The sequence below is a fragment of the Paenibacillus lemnae genome, from assembly GCF_012933385.1.
Classification (GTDB): domain Bacteria; phylum Bacillota; class Bacilli; order Paenibacillales; family Paenibacillaceae; genus Paenibacillus_AQ; species Paenibacillus_AQ lemnae.
Map to the genome: position 1 here is coordinate 161,483 of NZ_JABBPN010000003.1, position 17,455 is coordinate 178,937.

General features: G+C 51.6%; 12 protein-coding genes. 10 read left to right on the forward strand and 2 right to left on the reverse strand.

Annotated elements, in window-relative coordinates:
* Window positions 1-19: 19 nt before the first annotated feature.
* The 5 genes from HII30_RS04430 (at window position 20) to HII30_RS04450 (ending at window position 10,457) form a co-directional block, all read left to right on the forward strand.
* Window positions 20-1,228 carry an oligogalacturonate lyase family protein gene (locus HII30_RS04430; protein ID WP_169503805.1) on the forward strand — a complete coding sequence of 403 codons (1,209 nt, stop codon included), beginning with the start codon at window positions 20-22 and terminating at the stop codon, window positions 1,226-1,228.
* Between the two features lie 53 nt (window positions 1,229-1,281).
* Window positions 1,282-2,439 carry a glycoside hydrolase family 88/105 protein gene (locus tag HII30_RS04435; RefSeq protein ID WP_169504083.1) on the forward strand — a complete coding sequence of 386 codons (1,158 nt, stop codon included), beginning with the start codon at window positions 1,282-1,284 and terminating at the stop codon, window positions 2,437-2,439.
* A gap of 2 nt (window positions 2,440-2,441) precedes the next feature.
* A complete protein-coding gene (locus tag HII30_RS04440; RefSeq protein WP_169504084.1) occupies window positions 2,442-4,928 on the forward strand; it encodes a glycosyl hydrolase family 95 catalytic domain-containing protein in 2,487 nt (828 codons plus the stop codon).
* Window positions 4,929-5,170: 242 nt separating this feature from the next.
* The gene (locus HII30_RS04445; protein ID WP_169503806.1) at window positions 5,171-6,877 is read left to right on the forward strand and encodes a hypothetical protein; all 1,707 of its coding nucleotides are present in this window, start codon (window positions 5,171-5,173) and stop codon (window positions 6,875-6,877) included.
* 349 nt (window positions 6,878-7,226) lie between these two features.
* A complete protein-coding gene (locus HII30_RS04450) occupies window positions 7,227-10,457 on the forward strand; it encodes a pectinesterase (RefSeq protein WP_211184432.1) in 3,231 nt (1,076 codons plus the stop codon).
* An 83-nt stretch (window positions 10,458-10,540) separates the two neighbouring features.
* On the opposite strand, the gene HII30_RS04455 is transcribed toward HII30_RS04450, so the two are convergent.
* Together HII30_RS04455 and HII30_RS04460 are read right to left on the reverse strand one after the other, a co-directional pair.
* Window positions 10,541-11,590 (reverse strand): Gfo/Idh/MocA family protein, encoded by a 1,050-nt coding sequence (locus tag HII30_RS04455; protein ID WP_169503807.1) that lies wholly within the window; start codon window positions 11,588-11,590, stop codon window positions 10,541-10,543.
* Window positions 11,591-11,607: 17 nt separating this feature from the next.
* Window positions 11,608-12,495: a sugar phosphate isomerase/epimerase family protein gene (locus tag HII30_RS04460; RefSeq protein WP_169503808.1), complete on the reverse strand. Its 888-nt coding sequence runs from the start codon at window positions 12,493-12,495 to the stop codon at window positions 11,608-11,610.
* Window positions 12,496-12,633: 138 nt separating this feature from the next.
* Here HII30_RS04460 and HII30_RS04465 point away from each other — a divergent pair, with 138 nt between their 5' ends.
* The 5 genes from HII30_RS04465 (at window position 12,634) to HII30_RS04485 (ending at window position 17,138) form a co-directional block, all read left to right on the forward strand.
* A complete protein-coding gene (locus tag HII30_RS04465) occupies window positions 12,634-13,521 on the forward strand; it encodes a helix-turn-helix transcriptional regulator (protein WP_169504085.1) in 888 nt (295 codons plus the stop codon).
* A gap of 66 nt (window positions 13,522-13,587) precedes the next feature.
* Window positions 13,588-14,100 carry a sigma-70 family RNA polymerase sigma factor gene (locus HII30_RS04470; protein WP_169503809.1) on the forward strand — a complete coding sequence of 171 codons (513 nt, stop codon included), beginning with the start codon at window positions 13,588-13,590 and terminating at the stop codon, window positions 14,098-14,100.
* Window positions 14,090-14,752 carry a hypothetical protein gene (locus HII30_RS04475; protein ID WP_169503810.1) on the forward strand — a complete coding sequence of 221 codons (663 nt, stop codon included), beginning with the start codon at window positions 14,090-14,092 and terminating at the stop codon, window positions 14,750-14,752. Before HII30_RS04470 ends, HII30_RS04475 begins: the two co-directional genes overlap by 11 nt.
* Window positions 14,753-15,027: 275 nt before the next feature.
* Window positions 15,028-15,984: a pectate lyase gene (pelA, locus tag HII30_RS04480; RefSeq protein WP_169503811.1), complete on the forward strand. Its 957-nt coding sequence runs from the start codon at window positions 15,028-15,030 to the stop codon at window positions 15,982-15,984.
* A gap of 233 nt (window positions 15,985-16,217) precedes the next feature.
* Window positions 16,218-17,138 (forward strand): NAD(P)-dependent oxidoreductase, encoded by a 921-nt coding sequence (locus HII30_RS04485; protein WP_343045070.1) that lies wholly within the window; start codon window positions 16,218-16,220, stop codon window positions 17,136-17,138.
* Window positions 17,139-17,455 lie beyond the last annotated feature (317 nt).

Below are 17,455 nucleotides of genomic sequence, written 5' to 3' on the forward strand. Positions count from 1 at the left end.
ATCAATGAGGAGGATGACCATGGGCAAAGGAACAATATGGCCTGCCGAATGGAGCACCTATAGTGACCGGATCACCGGCATTGAAGTGCGCCAGCTGACGAATTACAAGACGCACAGCTATCATCTGTATTTTACTGAGGGCGGCTGGTATGACGGGGATCGTAGACTGCTGTTGATGTCAGACCGCGGAAACAGCACGAATCTGTACAGCCTGGACCGGGACAGCGGGGAGATCCTGCAGCTGACAGACCTGAAAGACAATGATTACATGGATGCCTGCCTGAACCCTGTAAAGAAGGAAGCGTTCTTCAAGTTCGGACGGGGAATCACCCGGCTGAACCTGGAAACGCTCGAAGAAGAGCTGCTGTATACAGCGCCGGAAGGCTTCAACATTGGCAATCTCAGCTGCACGGCAGACGGTAAGTATGTCATGACCTGTATTCAGGAGGATCTGTCCCGGCGCATCCGCCTGGATCTCGGTAATGGTTATGTCGGTCACAGGGAACTGATGGAGGCATCGCCGCTCAGCCGGATTATTGCCGTGGAGGCCGGATCCGGTACAGCGGAAACCATCCATGAGGAACACGCTTTTATAACCCATATCAATGCTTCACCGGTTCTGCCATGGCTGATCACCTACTGCCACGAGGGGCCCTGGCACCTGGTGGATCACCGGATCTGGGGATTGGACCTGAGGACGGGAAGCGCTTGGAAAATCCGTGAGCGTCTGGAGCCGCGGGAGAAGGTGGGGCATGAGTTTTTTTACCCCGACGGAGAAACGATTGGCTACCATGGCTTCCGTGAAGACGGGACGAACTTTCATGGAAGGATCAAGTATGATAATTCAGGCATGGAGGAAACCGATTTTGCCTTTGATACCTGGCATTCTCATGCGGATGGTCTCGGGCAGGCGGTGGTGGACGGCAAGGGGCCGGTCAAGAATCTGTGCGTATGGCGAAAGACAGATGGCAAATGGCAGGGCCCCCGGGTGCTGTGCGAGCTGAGATGCAGCTTTCATTCACAGAAGGTTCATGCCCACCCCAGATTCAGTGCAGATGGAAGCCGCCTGCTGTTCACCAGCGACAAGAACGGATATGCCAACTTGTATGAGGTACAGCTCCCGCTGAACTTCGAGGAGCTTCCGGAATTGGAGCTTGCGGAAATAAAGCTTACAGGAACAACGCGCGCGAATACTAAGCATCCGGACACTAAGATCTTAAACGCATAACATCAGGGTACCGAGTTTTCTAAGCTTTCCTGATAACAAGGAGGAGAATCATGATGACAGAGACCGAGACGAAGACCCGGCCGGCCTGGTCCGTTCGAATCGGAGAGGCCATTCTGAGCGCTTGCGAGCAGAGAGATCACCCGAAGATGGCCAACAAGTGGGGCTACGTGTCCGGCATGGCACTGATGGCGCTGGGCAGGCTGTCTGAGCATGCAGGGGAACCCCGGTTCATGGACGTTCTGCAGCATCACATGGAGCTGTTCATCACAGAGGACGGCGGTATCCGTACTTACCGGCTGAACGATTACAATCTCGATCACATTAATCAGGGCAAGAATCTGTTCCTGATGCATGAGAAGACCGGCGATGCCAAATATGAGAAGGCGATCTCGCTTCTCGTGAAGCAGCTCATCGGTCAGCCGAGAACAAGTGAGGGCGGTTTTTGGCATAAAAAAATCTACCCTTACCAGATGTGGCTCGACGGCGTTTATATGTCTTCCCCGTTTCTTGCCGAATACGCACGGCGATTCGGAGGAGATCGTTTCTTCGATGAGGTCGCACTCCAGATTCTGCTGATTGAGAGCAGAACGCGCATCCCTGAAACCGGTCTGCTGTGCCATGCATGGGACGAGAGCAGGGAGCAGCAATGGTGCGACCGGACGACCGGACGCTCGCTGCATGTCTGGGGACGCGCCATGGGCTGGTATGCCATGGCAGTGGTGGACGCGCTGGATCATTTTCCGGAGGACCATCCGAAGCGGGGACAGATCATGGGTATTTTTCACCGCATGGCTCATGCGCTCAAGCATGTTCAGGATCAGGAGAGCGGCCTATGGTACCAGGTTATGGATCAGAATGGCCGGGAAGGCAATTATTTGGAGGCTTCAGCCTCCTGCATGCTGACCTATGCTTTGGCTAAAGGGATCCGCAAGGGATATGTTTCGGAACTGAATCCACAGGTTGTGCAGCGGGCTTATCAGGGTATACTGGACCGATTCGTGACGGAAGACAGCGAAGGCGTGCATCTTCACGGCATTTGCCATGGTGCTGGACTCGGAGGAAACGGATTTTACCGGGATGGATCCTATGCCTACTATTTGAGTGAGGAAGTGGTCAGTGATGCGCTGATGGGGGTAGCGCCTTTTCTCCTCGCCAGCATCGAGATGGAAAAGCTGAATGAAGCAAATGACAGGGAGGTGGAGAGTATTTGAGGATGCGGCTTGAATCTCCGGCCTCCTGGTGGAAGAACATGTGGCGCGAAGCGCTTCCGTCGGGCAATGGCGAGATTGGTGCTTCCGTGTTCGGCGGTGTCCAGCAGGAGACGATCCTGCTTAACCATGCAGATCTATGGCATTGGGGGCGCAGGGATCCACTGCCTGATGTGTCCGATACGCTTGAGCAGACCCGAAGGCATATGGATGAAGGAAACTATATGGAGGCAAGCTGGACACTGGCAAACGCGCTGAAGGAAAGTGGATATGCTTCGGCACTGGCCTCCCGCTTTCCTGTGGCTGCGATACAGCTGAATATGCCGCAGCAGGAAGCCTTCACCCGATATGAACGCGCTTTGGAAATGAGCACGGGAGAGGTCAGTGTGAGCTGGAATGACGGAGTCACCCGCTGGACTCGGGATTTATTTGTTTCCCGCGCGGATGATTGTGTTGTGTACCGAATTCATGGTGACCGGCCGGAAGCTTGTCTGGATGGCGGTATCACTCTTCAGCTGCATCCCAGCGACCGATGGCAGGATGACCCGCGTTATAAGGAGCTGCAGGAGTCTGTGAGTGTCATGATCCAACCTTCTGTTGTCTGCTATGCCGGCCGCAATGACGACGGACTGGACTTTGGGGCGGTCATGCAGTTGATCCCGGAAGGTGGACAAATCATTCAGGAGGGCGATCAGCTTAAATTTCAGGGTGCCCACAGTATAACCGCTGTGGTGCGTGTATTTGCTGGCGCCCATGACCGTGAGGCGGAATGGAATAAGCTTAAGAAGGAGCTGGCCGGCAGGACGTTGAGCTATGATCAGCTGTTGGAACGGCATGTATCCCTCCACCGTCCCCTGTTTGAGTCCGCTTCGTTCACTTTGGGAGACGGGATTCGTTCTGATGCCCATGTGTCCAACGAGCGGCTGCTGCTGGATGCTTATCAGGGAGAAGCTCCTGAAGAGCTGGTTCAGCGGATGTGGGCCTATGGCAGGTACCTCTTTATCTCCGGCACCGGGAGGAAAGACCAGCCCTTCGGGCTTTACGGTCTTTGGGGCGGAGACTACCGGCTGGTCTGGTGCCACAACATGGCCAATGAGAATATTCAGATGATGTACTGGCATGCTCATGTAGGCGGACTGGGAGAGCTGACAGGATCGCTGTACCGCTATTACGGCGGGCTTATGGATGATTTTCGTAATAATGCGCTCAAGCTGTACGGCTGCCAGGGGATCTACATTCCCGCCGGAACCACTCCCGGCAGCGGCGTGCCAAATCAGATCGTTCCCGTCATTCTAAACTGGACGGGTGCAGCGGCATGGCTGGCAAGCCATTATTACAAGCATTACTGTTTTACCGGGGATGAGACCTTTCTGAAGGAGACAGCCTGGCCGTTTATGCGGGAAGCTCTGCGGTTTTACGAGGATTTTCTGACGATAGAACATGAGAGCGGCCAGATCAAGATCTATCCTTCGGTTTCCCCTGAAAATACCCCGCTGAACTTTATGCCGCCGGACGGCGTGCAGCTCGCCCACCCGATGCCAACCGCCGTCAACTCGACCATGGACATTGCACTGATGAAGGAACTGCTCTCTTCGATGCTGGAAGCTGCTGATGTCGTGGACTGTGAGCCAGGAGAGGTGGAGCGGTGGGAGGAGCTGCTGAAGGCTCTTCCGCCATATACCGTGAATGGCGATGGAGCCGTGCGTGAATGGCTGGATGAGACATTTGCGGACCGCTATGAGCATCGTCACCTCTCTCACCTGTACCCGATGTTTCCGGGACAGGAGGTAGAGCGGGAGGAGCAGCCGGAGCTGTTTGCGGCTTTTGAAGCCGCGGTCAGACTCCGGAAGCTGGGCGCCCAAAGCGGATGGTCGCTAGCGCACATGGCCTCGGTGTATGCCCGTCTTGGCGACGGGAACCGGGCACTCGACTGTCTCGGCCACCTGTCCCGGTCCTGCCTGCTGCCCAATCTGTTCACCCTCCATAACGACTGGCGCGGCATGGGCATATGCATGGATATGCCCACCGCGCCCGTGCAGCTCGACGCCGCGCTCGGCTGGGTGAATGCAGTGCAGGAGATGCTGCTCTATGTCTCTCCGGGATTGGTGAAGCTTCTTCCCGCTCTGCCCTCCGGCTGGAAGAGCGGACAGGTGAAGCGGTGGAGGTTCTGCACCGGGCATTTGTCCATGGAGTGGGATAGGGAGCGCCATTTCTTCAAAGCGGAGCTTCACGCGGAGCGCGATACAGATATCGCGCTGCAGCTTCCTGCAGGAGTCACTACAGGAGGCAGTACGCTCGAGAATGGAACGCCTCTCTTTGCGAAGGCCTCTGTTGATACAGAGAGCACTTTCAATAAGGAGAACTCATTCAATGAGGAACTCTCCTTTCATGTGGACGGGGAGAGGATTGCGCCCAATGCTGAGGCTTATGGCCGTTACCGGGTCCGGCTGGTGACCGGGGCAGTTATGACTGTGGAACAACGATGGGCATAAGGCTCAGGATTTATACAAATATAGATTGCAGCTGTGTAAGCTTTTCTTCAAAGCATTCAAAGCCTATCTTAAGTTGGATTTTTCTAAACTTAGGATAGGCTTTTCTCATCTGCACCCGCATGATAAGAAAAACACTGTGTTGGGCATATTTTCTATGGTAAAATCAGGAATGTTAAAAATAGGTCTAAAGAACTTTAATGGACTTATAGAACTAAATTTGAATACATAACGGGGGATGAAACATGAGAAAGATGATGAGCTTTATCTTGGTGCTATGTTTGCTGGCTTTGTCAGCACTGACGCCAAAACCAGTTTTCGCGGAAAAAGCCGCTATCGCGAGAGCTGCAGCTACCTGGATATCTTTTGATGGAGAAAGCCAGGTATTGGATGGATTTAATATTGGGGGCAGCAACTATTACAAGCTTCGTGATATTGCCGAGAATCTATCCGGTTCTACCAGCCAGTTTAATGTCACTTTTAATAAAAGCAAGAACGCGGTGGAGATTCTGACAGGGCGCAGCTACGCTTTTGAATCCAAGCCGGCAAGCATGTATTACAGCAAGAATCAGAATTATAAAGCCCGTTTTACAGATTCAAAAGTTCTGATTGATGGAGAACTGCAGCTGCTGAAGGCATACAATATAGATGGCAGCAATTATTTTCAATTAAGAGACTTGGCCCAAAAGCTGTCATTTAAGGTCGCATATGATCAAAACGCAGGTCAGATTTTAGTGCTCAGCAAACCGGTTGAACATTCATACCGGGCAGATTTTAAGTACCAGCTGCAGGACAATGCGGTATCATCTTATTTTCCAAGATGGAAGGAGACCGTTCAAACCAATCTAGTGCAGAATAAGGATCAAACCATCAGCGTCATTGAAGCGGGGGAGAAAGTCACAATTGAAACCTACGATAAACAGTACACTTTGATATCTCATCGCTCTTTACCTTTTGAGCTTCCGATTTTTGGCGGGTTCTACAGCGGGGAGACATACAATTATATTGCTTTTGGCCAGGAGAACAAAGAGGAGAACAATCAGAAGGAAGTCATTCGGATTGTGCGCTACGATAAAGAATTTAATAGGCTGAATAGTGTTTCCGTTACGGGTGGAGAGAGCTTTACCATAACTCCGTTCCAATTCGCGGCCGGACGGATGGAAGAGCACGGTGATAAGCTTGTATTTCATACTTCCCGTCTCAGATACACGACAGCGGACGGACTTAATCATCAGTCCCAGCTTACTTTGATTGTAAACACGCCAACGATGACCGTTGTCAACGATCTCGGGCAATTTCAGACCAATCATGTCGGTCATTCGTTCGACCAATATGTTCTGTTTGACGGCAGCCAGCATGTACTCCTGGACCATGGGGATGCCTTTCCTCGATCGGTTGTCCTGCAAAAAGAAAACGGCAGCCGATATACCGAGGTGGAACTTTATCAAATTCCGGGGAGCATAGGCGCCAATATGACAGGGGTTTCGATCGGCGGATTTAAACAATCCTCAAGCCATTATTTAACCGCTATGAATACAGTCGACCATTCCCTGGTCAGAGCTTATACCTCCTTTGAGATGGTAGGTCTTAAAAAGGATCAAAGGGATATCATTATAAGTGCTGTACCTAAAAACAATTTGAACAATAGTGCCGTAAGGCATATTACCTTGGCGAAGTATACCGGAAGCCAAGCGATAGGTTCCATTCCAAAAATCGTAAAACTCTCTGATCAACGAATGATGGTACTGTGGCAGGAATTTGATATGGAGGGGACACGGGAAAACCTCAAGTATGTGTTTATAAATGGAGAGGGAACGGCGCAGGGGAGCGTTCAGACGAAGGAGCATTTTGTCTTGTCGGAGACGGACCCGGCAGTTATAGATAACCAGGTAGTATGGTACACCAATGAACATGGACAGCGTAAGTTCTATACGATACCTTTAGCCGACTAAATTGGCTGCATACAGCAGACTCTTTTAATTTTGAAAAACAAGTTAATAAACAGAGGGGCGTTTTTGAAGTAGATCATCTACTTTAAAAACGCCCTTTTTTTATTTTCAAGCCCACGCCCCGCATCCGAGACCACACAATTATTCCACGTAACTGCTTTTTCTGCCCCGGCCCGTCCAATCACAGAATTGTGTATGATCTGCATGAATGGAGGGTTGCCCTCTACCTGTTGTTCTTTTACGCTAACGCTGAACTCAAGGAAAAGGGGGGAGTTGAAGGATACAAAGAACGCCTTTAAATATCCCTTTAATGGCGGTGAAAGAGCTTGAGAAATGATTGGGAGGTGTCAAAATGAAAAGATGGTGCATGCTGTTTCTCTGCCTAGCCGTAGTCCTGGGCTTATTTCCAATATCATCTTCACCGGCCGAGGCGGCTTATGATCAGCTGCCGGCGTTTCCGGGTGCAGAAGGCTTCGGCTATGCAGCAGCAGGAGGACGGGGCGGTGAGGTCTACTATGTTACCAGCCGTGAGCTGACGGGACCGGGTACATTTCATGATGGACTGATGACCGCCGGTTCTGTACCGAGAACGATTGTGTTCGGGATTTCCGGTGAAATCACCATTCCTCAGATTGTAGTGAAGAACAAGTCGAACATCACGATTGCCGGGCAGACCGCTGCCGGGGACGGGGTGACAATCCGGGGCAACAATATCCGGTTCATCAACTGCAGTGATATCGTCATCCGGTATGTTCGCTTTCGTCTAGGTAAACAGGATTTTAACGATGACACGATGTATTTTGAAGACTGCCAAAATGTCATTATCGATCACTCCTCCTTTTCCTGGGGAACCGACGAGGTGCTCTCCATCAAGAGTAAAAACTACGATAAACCTCTCTCCAAAAACATTACTGTTCAGTGGTCCATCATTTCCGAAGGGCTGTTAACCCATTCTATGGGCGGCCTCATTGAGATGAATACCATCTCCATGCACCATAACCTGTATGCGCATAATAACGACAGAAACCCTAAGACCAAGGGACAGATTGATTTCGTGAATAATACGGTCTATAACTGGGGTGGCTATCCCTATGTGGCCGGAGGAGAGTCCGGAACCAAGGGCTATGGCAATGTTGTCGGCAATTATTTCATCGCCGGCTTGAACTCAGCGGATCCAGAGTACGCGGTCGTACGCGGCAATGAGAACTACAGCTTGTACCTGGATGGTAACAAAATAGACAGTAATAAAAATGGAATGCTGGACGGCACGGATACCGGTGCAGGCATGATGGAGGCCGACCGTCCAAGTGTCCTGGTTCCGGAGCGTTTTGAATACCCGCCGGTGCATACCCAGAACCTCGAAGCTGCACTGGAGTATGTGCTGAATTACGCGGGTGCCTCACTGATCCGGGATGCGGTGGATATCCGGGTGACAGAGGAGGTGCGCAATCAGACGGGAGCTATTATCGGCCATGAAAATGATGCCGGAGGATTCCCGGAACTGCAGTCAGGGAAAGGTCCGGCTGACAGAGACCGAGACGGGATGCCGGACGATTGGGAGCTGGCCCATGGCTTAAATCCGGATGATCCGGAGGATCGGAACGAAGATCAAAACGGGGACGGTTACACCAATCTGGAGCAGTATTTGAATGAGCTTGCGGCGCCCGGTTTTCCTTCCGAATATCCTATGATCCCGCCTGCATGGTCAGGCAGCCCGTTTGAGCCTCAGCCTCCGGTAGAGCCGCAGCCTGAGCCCGAACCTCTGACTGCGATGAATGGGGACGTCATTCGGAGCGCCAGGGTGGATGATAACAGCGGCAGCGGCAGCCAGAACGCTGTGAACTGGTCGGTTCAGAATCATCTTCAAATCGGAGATTATGTTGCTGGCGACCGAATGACGGGAAGCAGTCCGTATACATTCGTGACTATTCCGGAAGAAGTTCAGGGAATGGAATGGATCCGTACGGCGGTAGGTTCCCGCAGTGCGACAAGCGACCGGCTGCTCTCATTTTATTTGACGGCTGAAGCGGACGTATATGTTGCACACGACCAGCGGATATCGCCTAAACCGTCATGGCTGGCATCTGCCTATGAAGATACAGGACTAACCATCGAAGACAGCCAGCCGGTGTCGTTCCGGCTGTATAAGAAGCATTACCCTGCCGGATCGTCTGTGGTGATGGGACCGAACGGGAGCACGTCGCGTATGAACTATTTCGTCATCATAAAGCCATCAAGGCCTGACCTTGAACCGCCAGTACAAGAGCCGTCCGGATTGACAGCTGCTGCGGCAGAGGGGCGCTTGGTGGATCTCCAGTGGCAGGCGGTTGAAGATGCCGGCGTTTATCTGGTTTACCGACAAGCTGAAACAGAAAGTGAGTTTAATGTGATTGGCACGACGCAGTCTCTTCACTTTAAGGATGAAGATGCGGAACCGGGCATGACCTACCGCTATCGGGTCAGTGCTGTCCATGCTGGTGGGGAATCTGGCTACTCCCAAATCGCAGAAGCAGCATTATATGATGAAAGTCAGCCACCGCCTGGATCCCCGGCTGAGCTGAATGTAAGTAAAGCTGGAAGCAGGAGCGTCACGCTGGCATGGTCCGCTGTGGAAGAGGCTTCCCTTTATGCCGTTTACCGGAGCGAAGGAGAAGGAGAGGCTAAGCGGATTGCAGCCACACTCAAGAACAATTTTACCGACACTGCTGTCCAGCCTTCTATTGAATATACTTACAGAGTATCCGCCTTGGGTGCTGGCGGTGAATCTGATCTGTCTCCGGCTGTCACGTTGACGACGAAAGCTCCGGTAAGTCAACCGGGGACACCTGATGGGCTTTCATCAGCTGATGTGACACCGTCCTCCTTCTCGATTCGCTGGGAACCCGCGGCTCATGCAGAAGAGTATGCCATCTACCGCAAAGCCGATGGAGAACAGGGATACTCGAGGATCGGAACTGCGGCAGAACCGGCCTTTACAGACCGGAGCGTCAGCCCGAATCAGAACGGATATACCTACGAGGTCACTGCCGTCAATGAGGCAGGTGAATCATCACGTTCTTCATCGCTTACGATCGCTATGCCGGTGCCTCAGCCGCCATCTGAATTGGTTACCGGACTGAAGGGGGACGGTTTTGTAGGGCTGATCTGGACCTCTCATGGAAGCGCCGTCCAGTATGACATTTACCGTGAAGGAGACGGTGAACCTGTGGTGCTTGCGGGAACCGCCAAGGTGGATACCTTCTATGACCGATCGATTGAGCCAGGGGTCGTGTACACCTATTATGTTACGGCAAGAAACGCCAGTGGGGAGTCCGCCGCTTCTAATCAAGTTGTGGTCCATATAAAGCTTGAGCATTTGGATGAAGCGATGGCTCGCGCGAAGGATAAGGGAAGGATTAGAAATGAAGGGATTTATCACAGTCTGCTCGTCAAAGTGGAGCGTGCTCAGCAGGAAGAAGGAGAACAGCGGGTTCAAGCTTTACATGCTTTGGAGAATCAGCTGTCTGCCCAGTCGGGCAAACATATTGATGCCCGGTTTGCAGAGGAGTTTCTATCCGCGATCCGCTATTTAAAAGGGTTATAAAAATCAGGCCCGCTCAGCAGTTTGATCTGCTGAGCGGGCCTGATTTTTTGGGGACGGGCACATGTTGTGTATTGCGTGTATTGCTATCCCATCAAATCTGCAATGAGTACCTTCTGCCCGGTACGGGCGCTTTCCAGAGAGGCGAGCACCATCGCCATGCTGTACTGATTATCACCGCAGTACGTTTCCGGCAGCGTGCCGGATTTCAGGGCGGAGAACATATCCTCCAGGCAGCCGTGATGTCCTGTTTTGTCCATGACAGGCAGTTCAGCTTCAATGCGGTTCTGCTGTTGAATAAAGCTGGGTTTACCGCTCTCATCCAGGCTTGGTTTGTTGACCGCTTCAGCGTAAATTTCATTGTGTCCATCCCAGATGGCGGTGCCACGCTCTCCTGTAACGCGCCAGGACGCTTCCCAGGATGTGGGTACACCTTCGGCACACCAGGAGCCGCGGTAGCTGAACACCGATCCATCGGACATTTCGAAGATGCATAGTGCCATGGCATTGCCGTTAAACCAGGATCCGGGCGGGTTGAATTCATGGCAGTAGACCGATACGGGATCCGCACCAAGAATGAACCGGGCCTGATCGAAGGTATGAATGGCCATATCCAGCAGCAGCGGACTGTCCATAATTTCACGGAAGCCGCCAAAGTGCGGCCCGAGGAAAAAGTCTGCTCCAGCATATCCGACTCTGCCGATCGTGTCGTCCGCGATTAGTTGGCGGAAGGCGCGAATACGCGGATCAAAGCGGCGGTTCTGCATGACAGCCTGGATACGCCCTGTCTCTTGGGAGAGAGCGACAATGTCCCGGCAATCAGAGAAGGTTTCGGCCAGAGGCTTCTCCCCAAAAACATGGCAGCCCTGCTTAAGACCTGCCATCGCTATCCCGTAATGGCTAGCGGGAATGGTCACGTCAAATACGATATTGGCTCCTGTGTCAGCAATCGCTTCATTGATATCGGTGAAAGCAGGGCAGTCGAGCCCGTGGCGGGCAGCGAGATTGGCTGCCTGCTGAGGCTGCAGATCCACCAATCCGACAATGGCCGTGTCCGGTCTTTGGAGGGCGTACTCCACCCATGTGTTGGACATACCGCCGCAGCCGGCTACAATAACACGGTATTTTTTATCCATCAAATTCATCTCCATCTTTACACCGGATTAGGGATAAAGCTTCCGCCACGGCATTGTTTGAGATAGTTCAGTGCATGCACCTGTCCGGTCATTTCCAGTTCTCCCTTGTACACCGGATCATGCCAGCCCTCGATATCGATGGTGCCTTGGTATCCATGCTGGCGCAGAATGGTAATAATGTCTGACCAGTTGGTGTCCCCGAAGCCGGGAGTTCTGTGCCATACAAAAGGGTTCGGTCCATGGATCCCCTGCTCTTTGACGACATCCCAGGCAATGGTGGCGTCCTTGCCATGAACATGGAAAACTTTATGTACCCATTTGCGCAGCTGCGGGATGGGATCGATCAGGCTGACCATCTGGTGGCACGGCTCCCACTCCAATCCGACATTCTCATTCGGAACAGCATCAAACATCATCTCCCAGGCTGCCGGGCCGTGAGCGATGTTCCACTCTCCGGTCTGCCAGGTTCCGCCCATGTCACAGTTCTCAAAGGCGATGCGAACGCCGCGGTCTTCTGCCCGGCGCGCCAGCTCTCCGAATACCTCTTTGAACCTCGGGATGGATTCGTTAATCGGCTGCCCTGGCAGCCGGCCTGTAAAGCCGGAGACGATGTCCGCACCGAACAGATGAGCATGGTCGATGGCCCGTTCCCAGCTTGCCAGGGTATCGGCACTGTCTCCGGCTCCCGTAAGCGGATTGCCGAAGATGCTGAGTGACGAAATAACCGCACCATGTTCGTCCGTAACCTCCCGGATGGTTTTGGCGGTTTCCGGAAGATCGAGGTCACCGGTAGTCTGCCAAAAGGTCAGATTGAAGGACTCAAACCCGTGAGGAAGAATTTGCGGAATGACCCGGGCGGCATTGGGAGCGCCTACTAAAGTACCTATACGTATTTCATGATTCATGATTGAAATTCACTCCAATATTGGCTTATAGTCTTCTTGACACACTCATTATAGTCCGGCAGCTGCCCGATGACTCTATACAATGTTGTGCATTATTAGTCTTATCTTGTGTTTAAGGGGGAGAAGCCAGTGACAAATATGGAAGCGCTTCACGAGAATACCCGTATGGATCATAAATCCCATCCGTTTCAGCTCTTTCAGAATCGGTGTTCTGAAATGAAGGTGGGGGAGTGTGTATTATATCTGCACTGGCACGAGCATTTTGAATTTATCGTGATGCGCAGCGGCAAGGCGCAGTTCCACATAGATAGCAGACCTTACATGGCACAGACAGGTGAGGTGCTGGTTATCCCTGCCGGGGCGCTGCATGTGGGGTTTGCGGTGGAGGATGGGAACGTGAATTATGATTCGGTCGTCGTAAACGGAGCACTTTTTCACGACTTTATTCATGACCCGGTGCACACCGGGTTTGTATCGCCTTATCTGGAAGGCCGGCTGCGTTTTCCGGTTAAGCCGGCTGAGGAGGACGACGCCTGTGAGGGGGCATATCCGCTTTTATTTGAAGCGATTGAGGAGATGGCGGATCAGCCCCCGGCATATCAGCTTGTCGTCAAATCAAAGCTGCATGCGCTGTTCACGCTGCTGGCGCGGCGTTTTCTGCCTCAGCACCCGCAGGGCGGGGCGGCAGCTCCCTATTTTCCGAACCGCGACCGGTTTAAGGGGCTGATCGAGCACATAGAAGCAAATCCGGCAGAAAAAATGTCAGTCACGGATGCCGCAGGTCAAGTCGGACTGAACGTGTACCATTTTTGCAAAATGTTTAAGAAGCTGACCGGTCAGACGTTCGTGGAGTATATGAATGGATGCCGTATCGCGCTGGCGGAGCAGCTGCTGCAGGAAAGCAGCCTGACGATCACGGAGATTGCCGAGCGCGTAGGCTGTGACAATGCGAATTATTTTACGAAGCTGTACAAGAAATATAAAGGCATGCCTCCCTCCAGGGGCCGAGTGAAAAAAGAGATCTGAACCTCAATATTTTTGCAGAGTGCATGAAACAATTCAGCTCAGCGGATCGTGTTCTATGTAGGAGGTGTGAAGCAGTTGGATGAGTGCAGGGACTTCGGGAATGCGGCTGATCTCTTCCGTGAACAGGTCGACCGGCATGCAGATATGGTGCTTCGGCTTGCACTGAGCCACACCGGGAATTTAGCAGATGCACAGGATGTGTGTCAGGAAGTCCTGATCAAGCTGTGCAGATACCGGCAGGGCTTCTCCAGTATGGAGCATGAGAAAGCCTGGCTCATTCGGGTCACCATCAATCAGTGCCAGGACCTGTCCCGGTCGGTTTGGAGCAGATGGTTCGCTCCGGTGGAGAACGTCCCGCTTATCGATCAGGATACCGAGGAGATGGATGTGCTGTCCCATGTGCTGATGCTGCCTCGTAAGTATCGGCTGGTGATCCATCTTTATTATTACGAAGGCTACAAGACTTCTGAGATCGCCGATTTGCTGGATCTGAATGAGGCTACAGTTCGAACACAGCTGAAGCGGGCGAAGGGAAAACTTCGGATTATGATACAAGGAGGGTTTGAGGATGAAGATTAACCGGAAATACGTGAGCGGTATGAACCGGATTCAGGCGGAGAAGGAACTTAAAGATCGGGTGATCACACTTGCGCGCTCGGACAGCGGCACTCCTTCAGAGGGATATTTGGAGAACATTCACCCTGTGCGTCGGCGGAGGTTGCGCACGGCCGCGATGATTAGCGCTGCACTTTTGTTTGTTGTTATGACTTTCGCTCTGGTGGATAATCAGAACGGGCAAGAGCAGGGCGGCCTCATTCCAAGCTTGGCGATTACCGCATATGCTGCCGACGGAATGCCGATCGAAGTCAAACCTAACGTCGATTTTCCGCTAGGTCAGTACTCGCCGACCATGAGCAGTGTGCCAGGTCTTCCTCTAACCATCACGGCCGAGGATGCTGACCAGATTGAACTAACCGCTTCTGGCGGCAAGTTCGTACTGTGGAATACGACGGATTATAAGGTGAGAGAGCAGGGGCGGACAGTCAGTGTTTCGTCAGGGGATAAGGTATATTGGTCACCGCCGCTGTCAAGACATGAGAAGCAGCATGTTTTGTATACGATTAATGTTGACGTGTATCTAAATAAGGAAAAGGTCGGCACACGTATCATTGAAATTACCAAAAAAGATGATAACAAGCTGATGTATACCGGCAGGCTGGCAGCGGATTAGAGGCAAGAAACCGTCATCTCGTGATGGCGGTTTCTTGCTGTCTGATTGAATTTATATTTATATAATAAAACATAAATTCAATTATAAACTTTTTAAGTTAATAATTGACATAATATGAGAGGTTAAACTATAATTGTAAGCGTTAACATATCGTTATCGTAACTCTATTTTTTTAGTTCCTATTGAAAGGAGGTGTATTCTTCTTATCTCAGCTTAGATACAGCTTAATTTTCAAATTAACGTGGTTCAAGTCCAGAAAGGAGTTGGTGATGTTAATGAAGAAGAACAAGCCTTATATGTCTGCTGCGCTTGTCTTGACTCTTTTGTTTAGTGTACTGAGTGTAATGCTTCAGCCTGCTGAGCCGGTATCTGCAGATTCAGGGGAGACAGCCACCATTGCGGAGATTTTGAGTAATCAACGGTCAGATGGAGGCTGGAGAAAAAATTATGCCACCACCAGTGGCGAGTGGGCTAAATCAACCATCGATAACGGAGCCACCTATACTGAAATCCGCAGGCTTGCTGCCGAGTTCAAGCGAACTAATGACAGCAGGTATTCAGCAGCTGCGGTGCGAGGCATTCAATTCCTGCTCAATATGCAGTATTCTAACGGCGGCTGGCCACAGATTTATAACAGCTCCGGATATCATAAACATATAACATTTAATGATAATGCGATGGTTAACGTAATGAAATTGTTGGACGAGGTGTCTCAGAAGAAGGGAGATTTCTCCTTTGTGGACACATCGCTGGCAGATCGCAGCAGGTCTGCGGTCGCCAAGGGAGTAGACTGCCTTCTTAACACACAGGTTATTGTGAATGAAAAAAGGACGGCCTGGGGACAACAGCATGATTCCGGGACGCTGAAGCCGGCCGGAGCGCGGGCTTATGAGGTGCCTTCGCTTACAGCTAATGAGAGCGTAGGCATTGTACAGTTTCTGAAAACAAGACCAGCCAGCTCTCAGATCACAGCTTCTATCAAGGCAGCCGAAGACTGGTTCAGAACAGTACAAATTCTCGGCATCCGGGTTGTAAAAACTAGTGATGATGTCATTGTGGTGGAGGATCCGAGTGTAACAACGCCGATATGGGCACGCTTTTATGAGATTAGAAGCAATCGGCCGATCTTTGTAGGGCGTGACGGGGTGGTCAAATACAAGCTCAGTGATATCGAGAAAGAACGCCGAACAGGGTATTCCTGGTACGGGAACTGGCCATCGAAGGTGCTGTAAGCTTGTCCTTACGGTATTCAGCGTTGTTAAACATAGCTAGGTTCCAGCTTCATAGGCCAAATTAGTTCATTATTCAATAGAGAAAGCGGTCTTGTTGTCAAAGTCTCTGACTTTGACAGCGTAGGGCGCTTTTCTTTGTTTGCTTATGGGTTGAATCATTCTCCTAAAGGTTGAAAGGTTGGAGGTATGAGCCGGGGAGTGCTAGAATTAAACAAGACGAATTCAAGAAACGCATAAGTCAGCTGCGTACACAAAGGAGACGATACATCATGACCATTGCACCGGATCATACCTCGGTGGGATTTATCGGCCTGGGCGTTATGGGCCACAGCATGGCGGGACATATTATGAAGGCCGGATATTCGCTGCATGTGTACACAAGAACGGCCTCTAAAGCGGAGTCGCTGGTAGCGGAGGGGGCTGCATGGCACGGTACCCCGGCCAAACTGGCAGAAGCCTGTGATGTTATCATCACGATGGTCGGTTATCCGAAAGATGTTGAGGAGATATACCTGGGAGAAGACGGGCTGATTGCTCATGCCCGGGAGGGTGCTTACTTGATTGACATGACCACGTCGAGCCCCCAGCTTGCCCGACGTATCTATGAAGCTGCCGTTGCCAAAGGGCTTCATGCTCTGGATGCTCCGGTATCCGGTGGTGACGTGGGAGCACGCGAAGCTCGCTTGTCGATTATGATCGGCGGAGAACAGAAGGATGTCGAGGCACTGCATCCCTTGCTGTCATTGATGGGAAGCAATATCGTTCATCAGGGACAGGCTGGAGCAGGACAGCACACCAAGATGTGCAACCAGATTGCCATTGCTTCCAATATGATGGGAGTATGCGAGGCGCTGGCCTACGCAGAGAGTGCAGGGCTGGATCCCGAAACCGTGCTGAAGAGTATCGAAAGCGGGGCGGCAGGCAGCTGGTCACTAAGCAACCTGGCTCCGCGGATGATTGCCGGTAACCTGGAACCGGGCTTTTACATCAAGCATTTCATTAAGGATATGGGTATTGCGCTCGACTCAGCCAAGGAGATGAATCTGGTTACGCCGGGTCTGTCGCTTGCCGAATCACTGTACCAGCAGCTGGCGGAAAAGGGATATGAAGATAAAGGGACACAGGCTCTGATTAAATATTACACAGGTGTTTAATAACTGAGCCGGATCACAAAGACAGCTCCCGCATAAAAGAGGCGTGGAGCTGTCTTTGCGCTGTATTGCCGGATGTTCAGCTTCCCGTACTCGCATTCTGAAAGGCGGGGCTGGTGGCAGCAAGCAGACGCAGAAGCTGGCTGGCTGTGGAACGAAGCTGTATACAACAAGCTTAACTAGGGACTAGAGAAATATGATTTTTGTGTCTATGAAATATAAGAAATTACAGGATTATGCTGCGACTGGAGTGAATATATAATCAAGATTTTTTACATAAGGGCGATTAGAACATTCGTGAAGCTTGAAAAAATTGAACT

What these genes read in the sequence shown, in the direction of transcription:
- HII30_RS04430 (WP_169503805.1), top strand. Translation starts at nt 20, where the DNA reads ATGGGCAAAGGAACAATATGGCCTGCCGAATGGAGCACCTATAGTGAC.
- HII30_RS04435 (WP_169504083.1), top strand. Translation starts at nt 1,282, where the DNA reads ATGACAGAGACCGAGACGAAGACCCGGCCGGCCTGGTCCGTTCGAATC.
- HII30_RS04440 (WP_169504084.1), top strand. Translation starts at nt 2,442, where the DNA reads ATGCGGCTTGAATCTCCGGCCTCCTGGTGGAAGAACATGTGGCGCGAA.
- HII30_RS04445 (WP_169503806.1), top strand. Translation starts at nt 5,171, where the DNA reads ATGAGAAAGATGATGAGCTTTATCTTGGTGCTATGTTTGCTGGCTTTG.
- HII30_RS04450 (WP_211184432.1), top strand. Translation starts at nt 7,227, where the DNA reads ATGAAAAGATGGTGCATGCTGTTTCTCTGCCTAGCCGTAGTCCTGGGC.
- HII30_RS04455 (WP_169503807.1), bottom strand. Translation starts at nt 11,590, where the DNA reads ATGGATAAAAAATACCGTGTTATTGTAGCCGGCTGCGGCGGTATGTCC.
- HII30_RS04460 (WP_169503808.1), bottom strand. Translation starts at nt 12,495, where the DNA reads ATGAATCATGAAATACGTATAGGTACTTTAGTAGGCGCTCCCAATGCC.
- HII30_RS04465 (WP_169504085.1), top strand. Translation starts at nt 12,634, where the DNA reads ATGGAAGCGCTTCACGAGAATACCCGTATGGATCATAAATCCCATCCG.
- HII30_RS04475 (WP_169503810.1), top strand. Translation starts at nt 14,090, where the DNA reads ATGAAGATTAACCGGAAATACGTGAGCGGTATGAACCGGATTCAGGCG.
- pelA (WP_169503811.1), top strand. Translation starts at nt 15,028, where the DNA reads ATGAAGAAGAACAAGCCTTATATGTCTGCTGCGCTTGTCTTGACTCTT.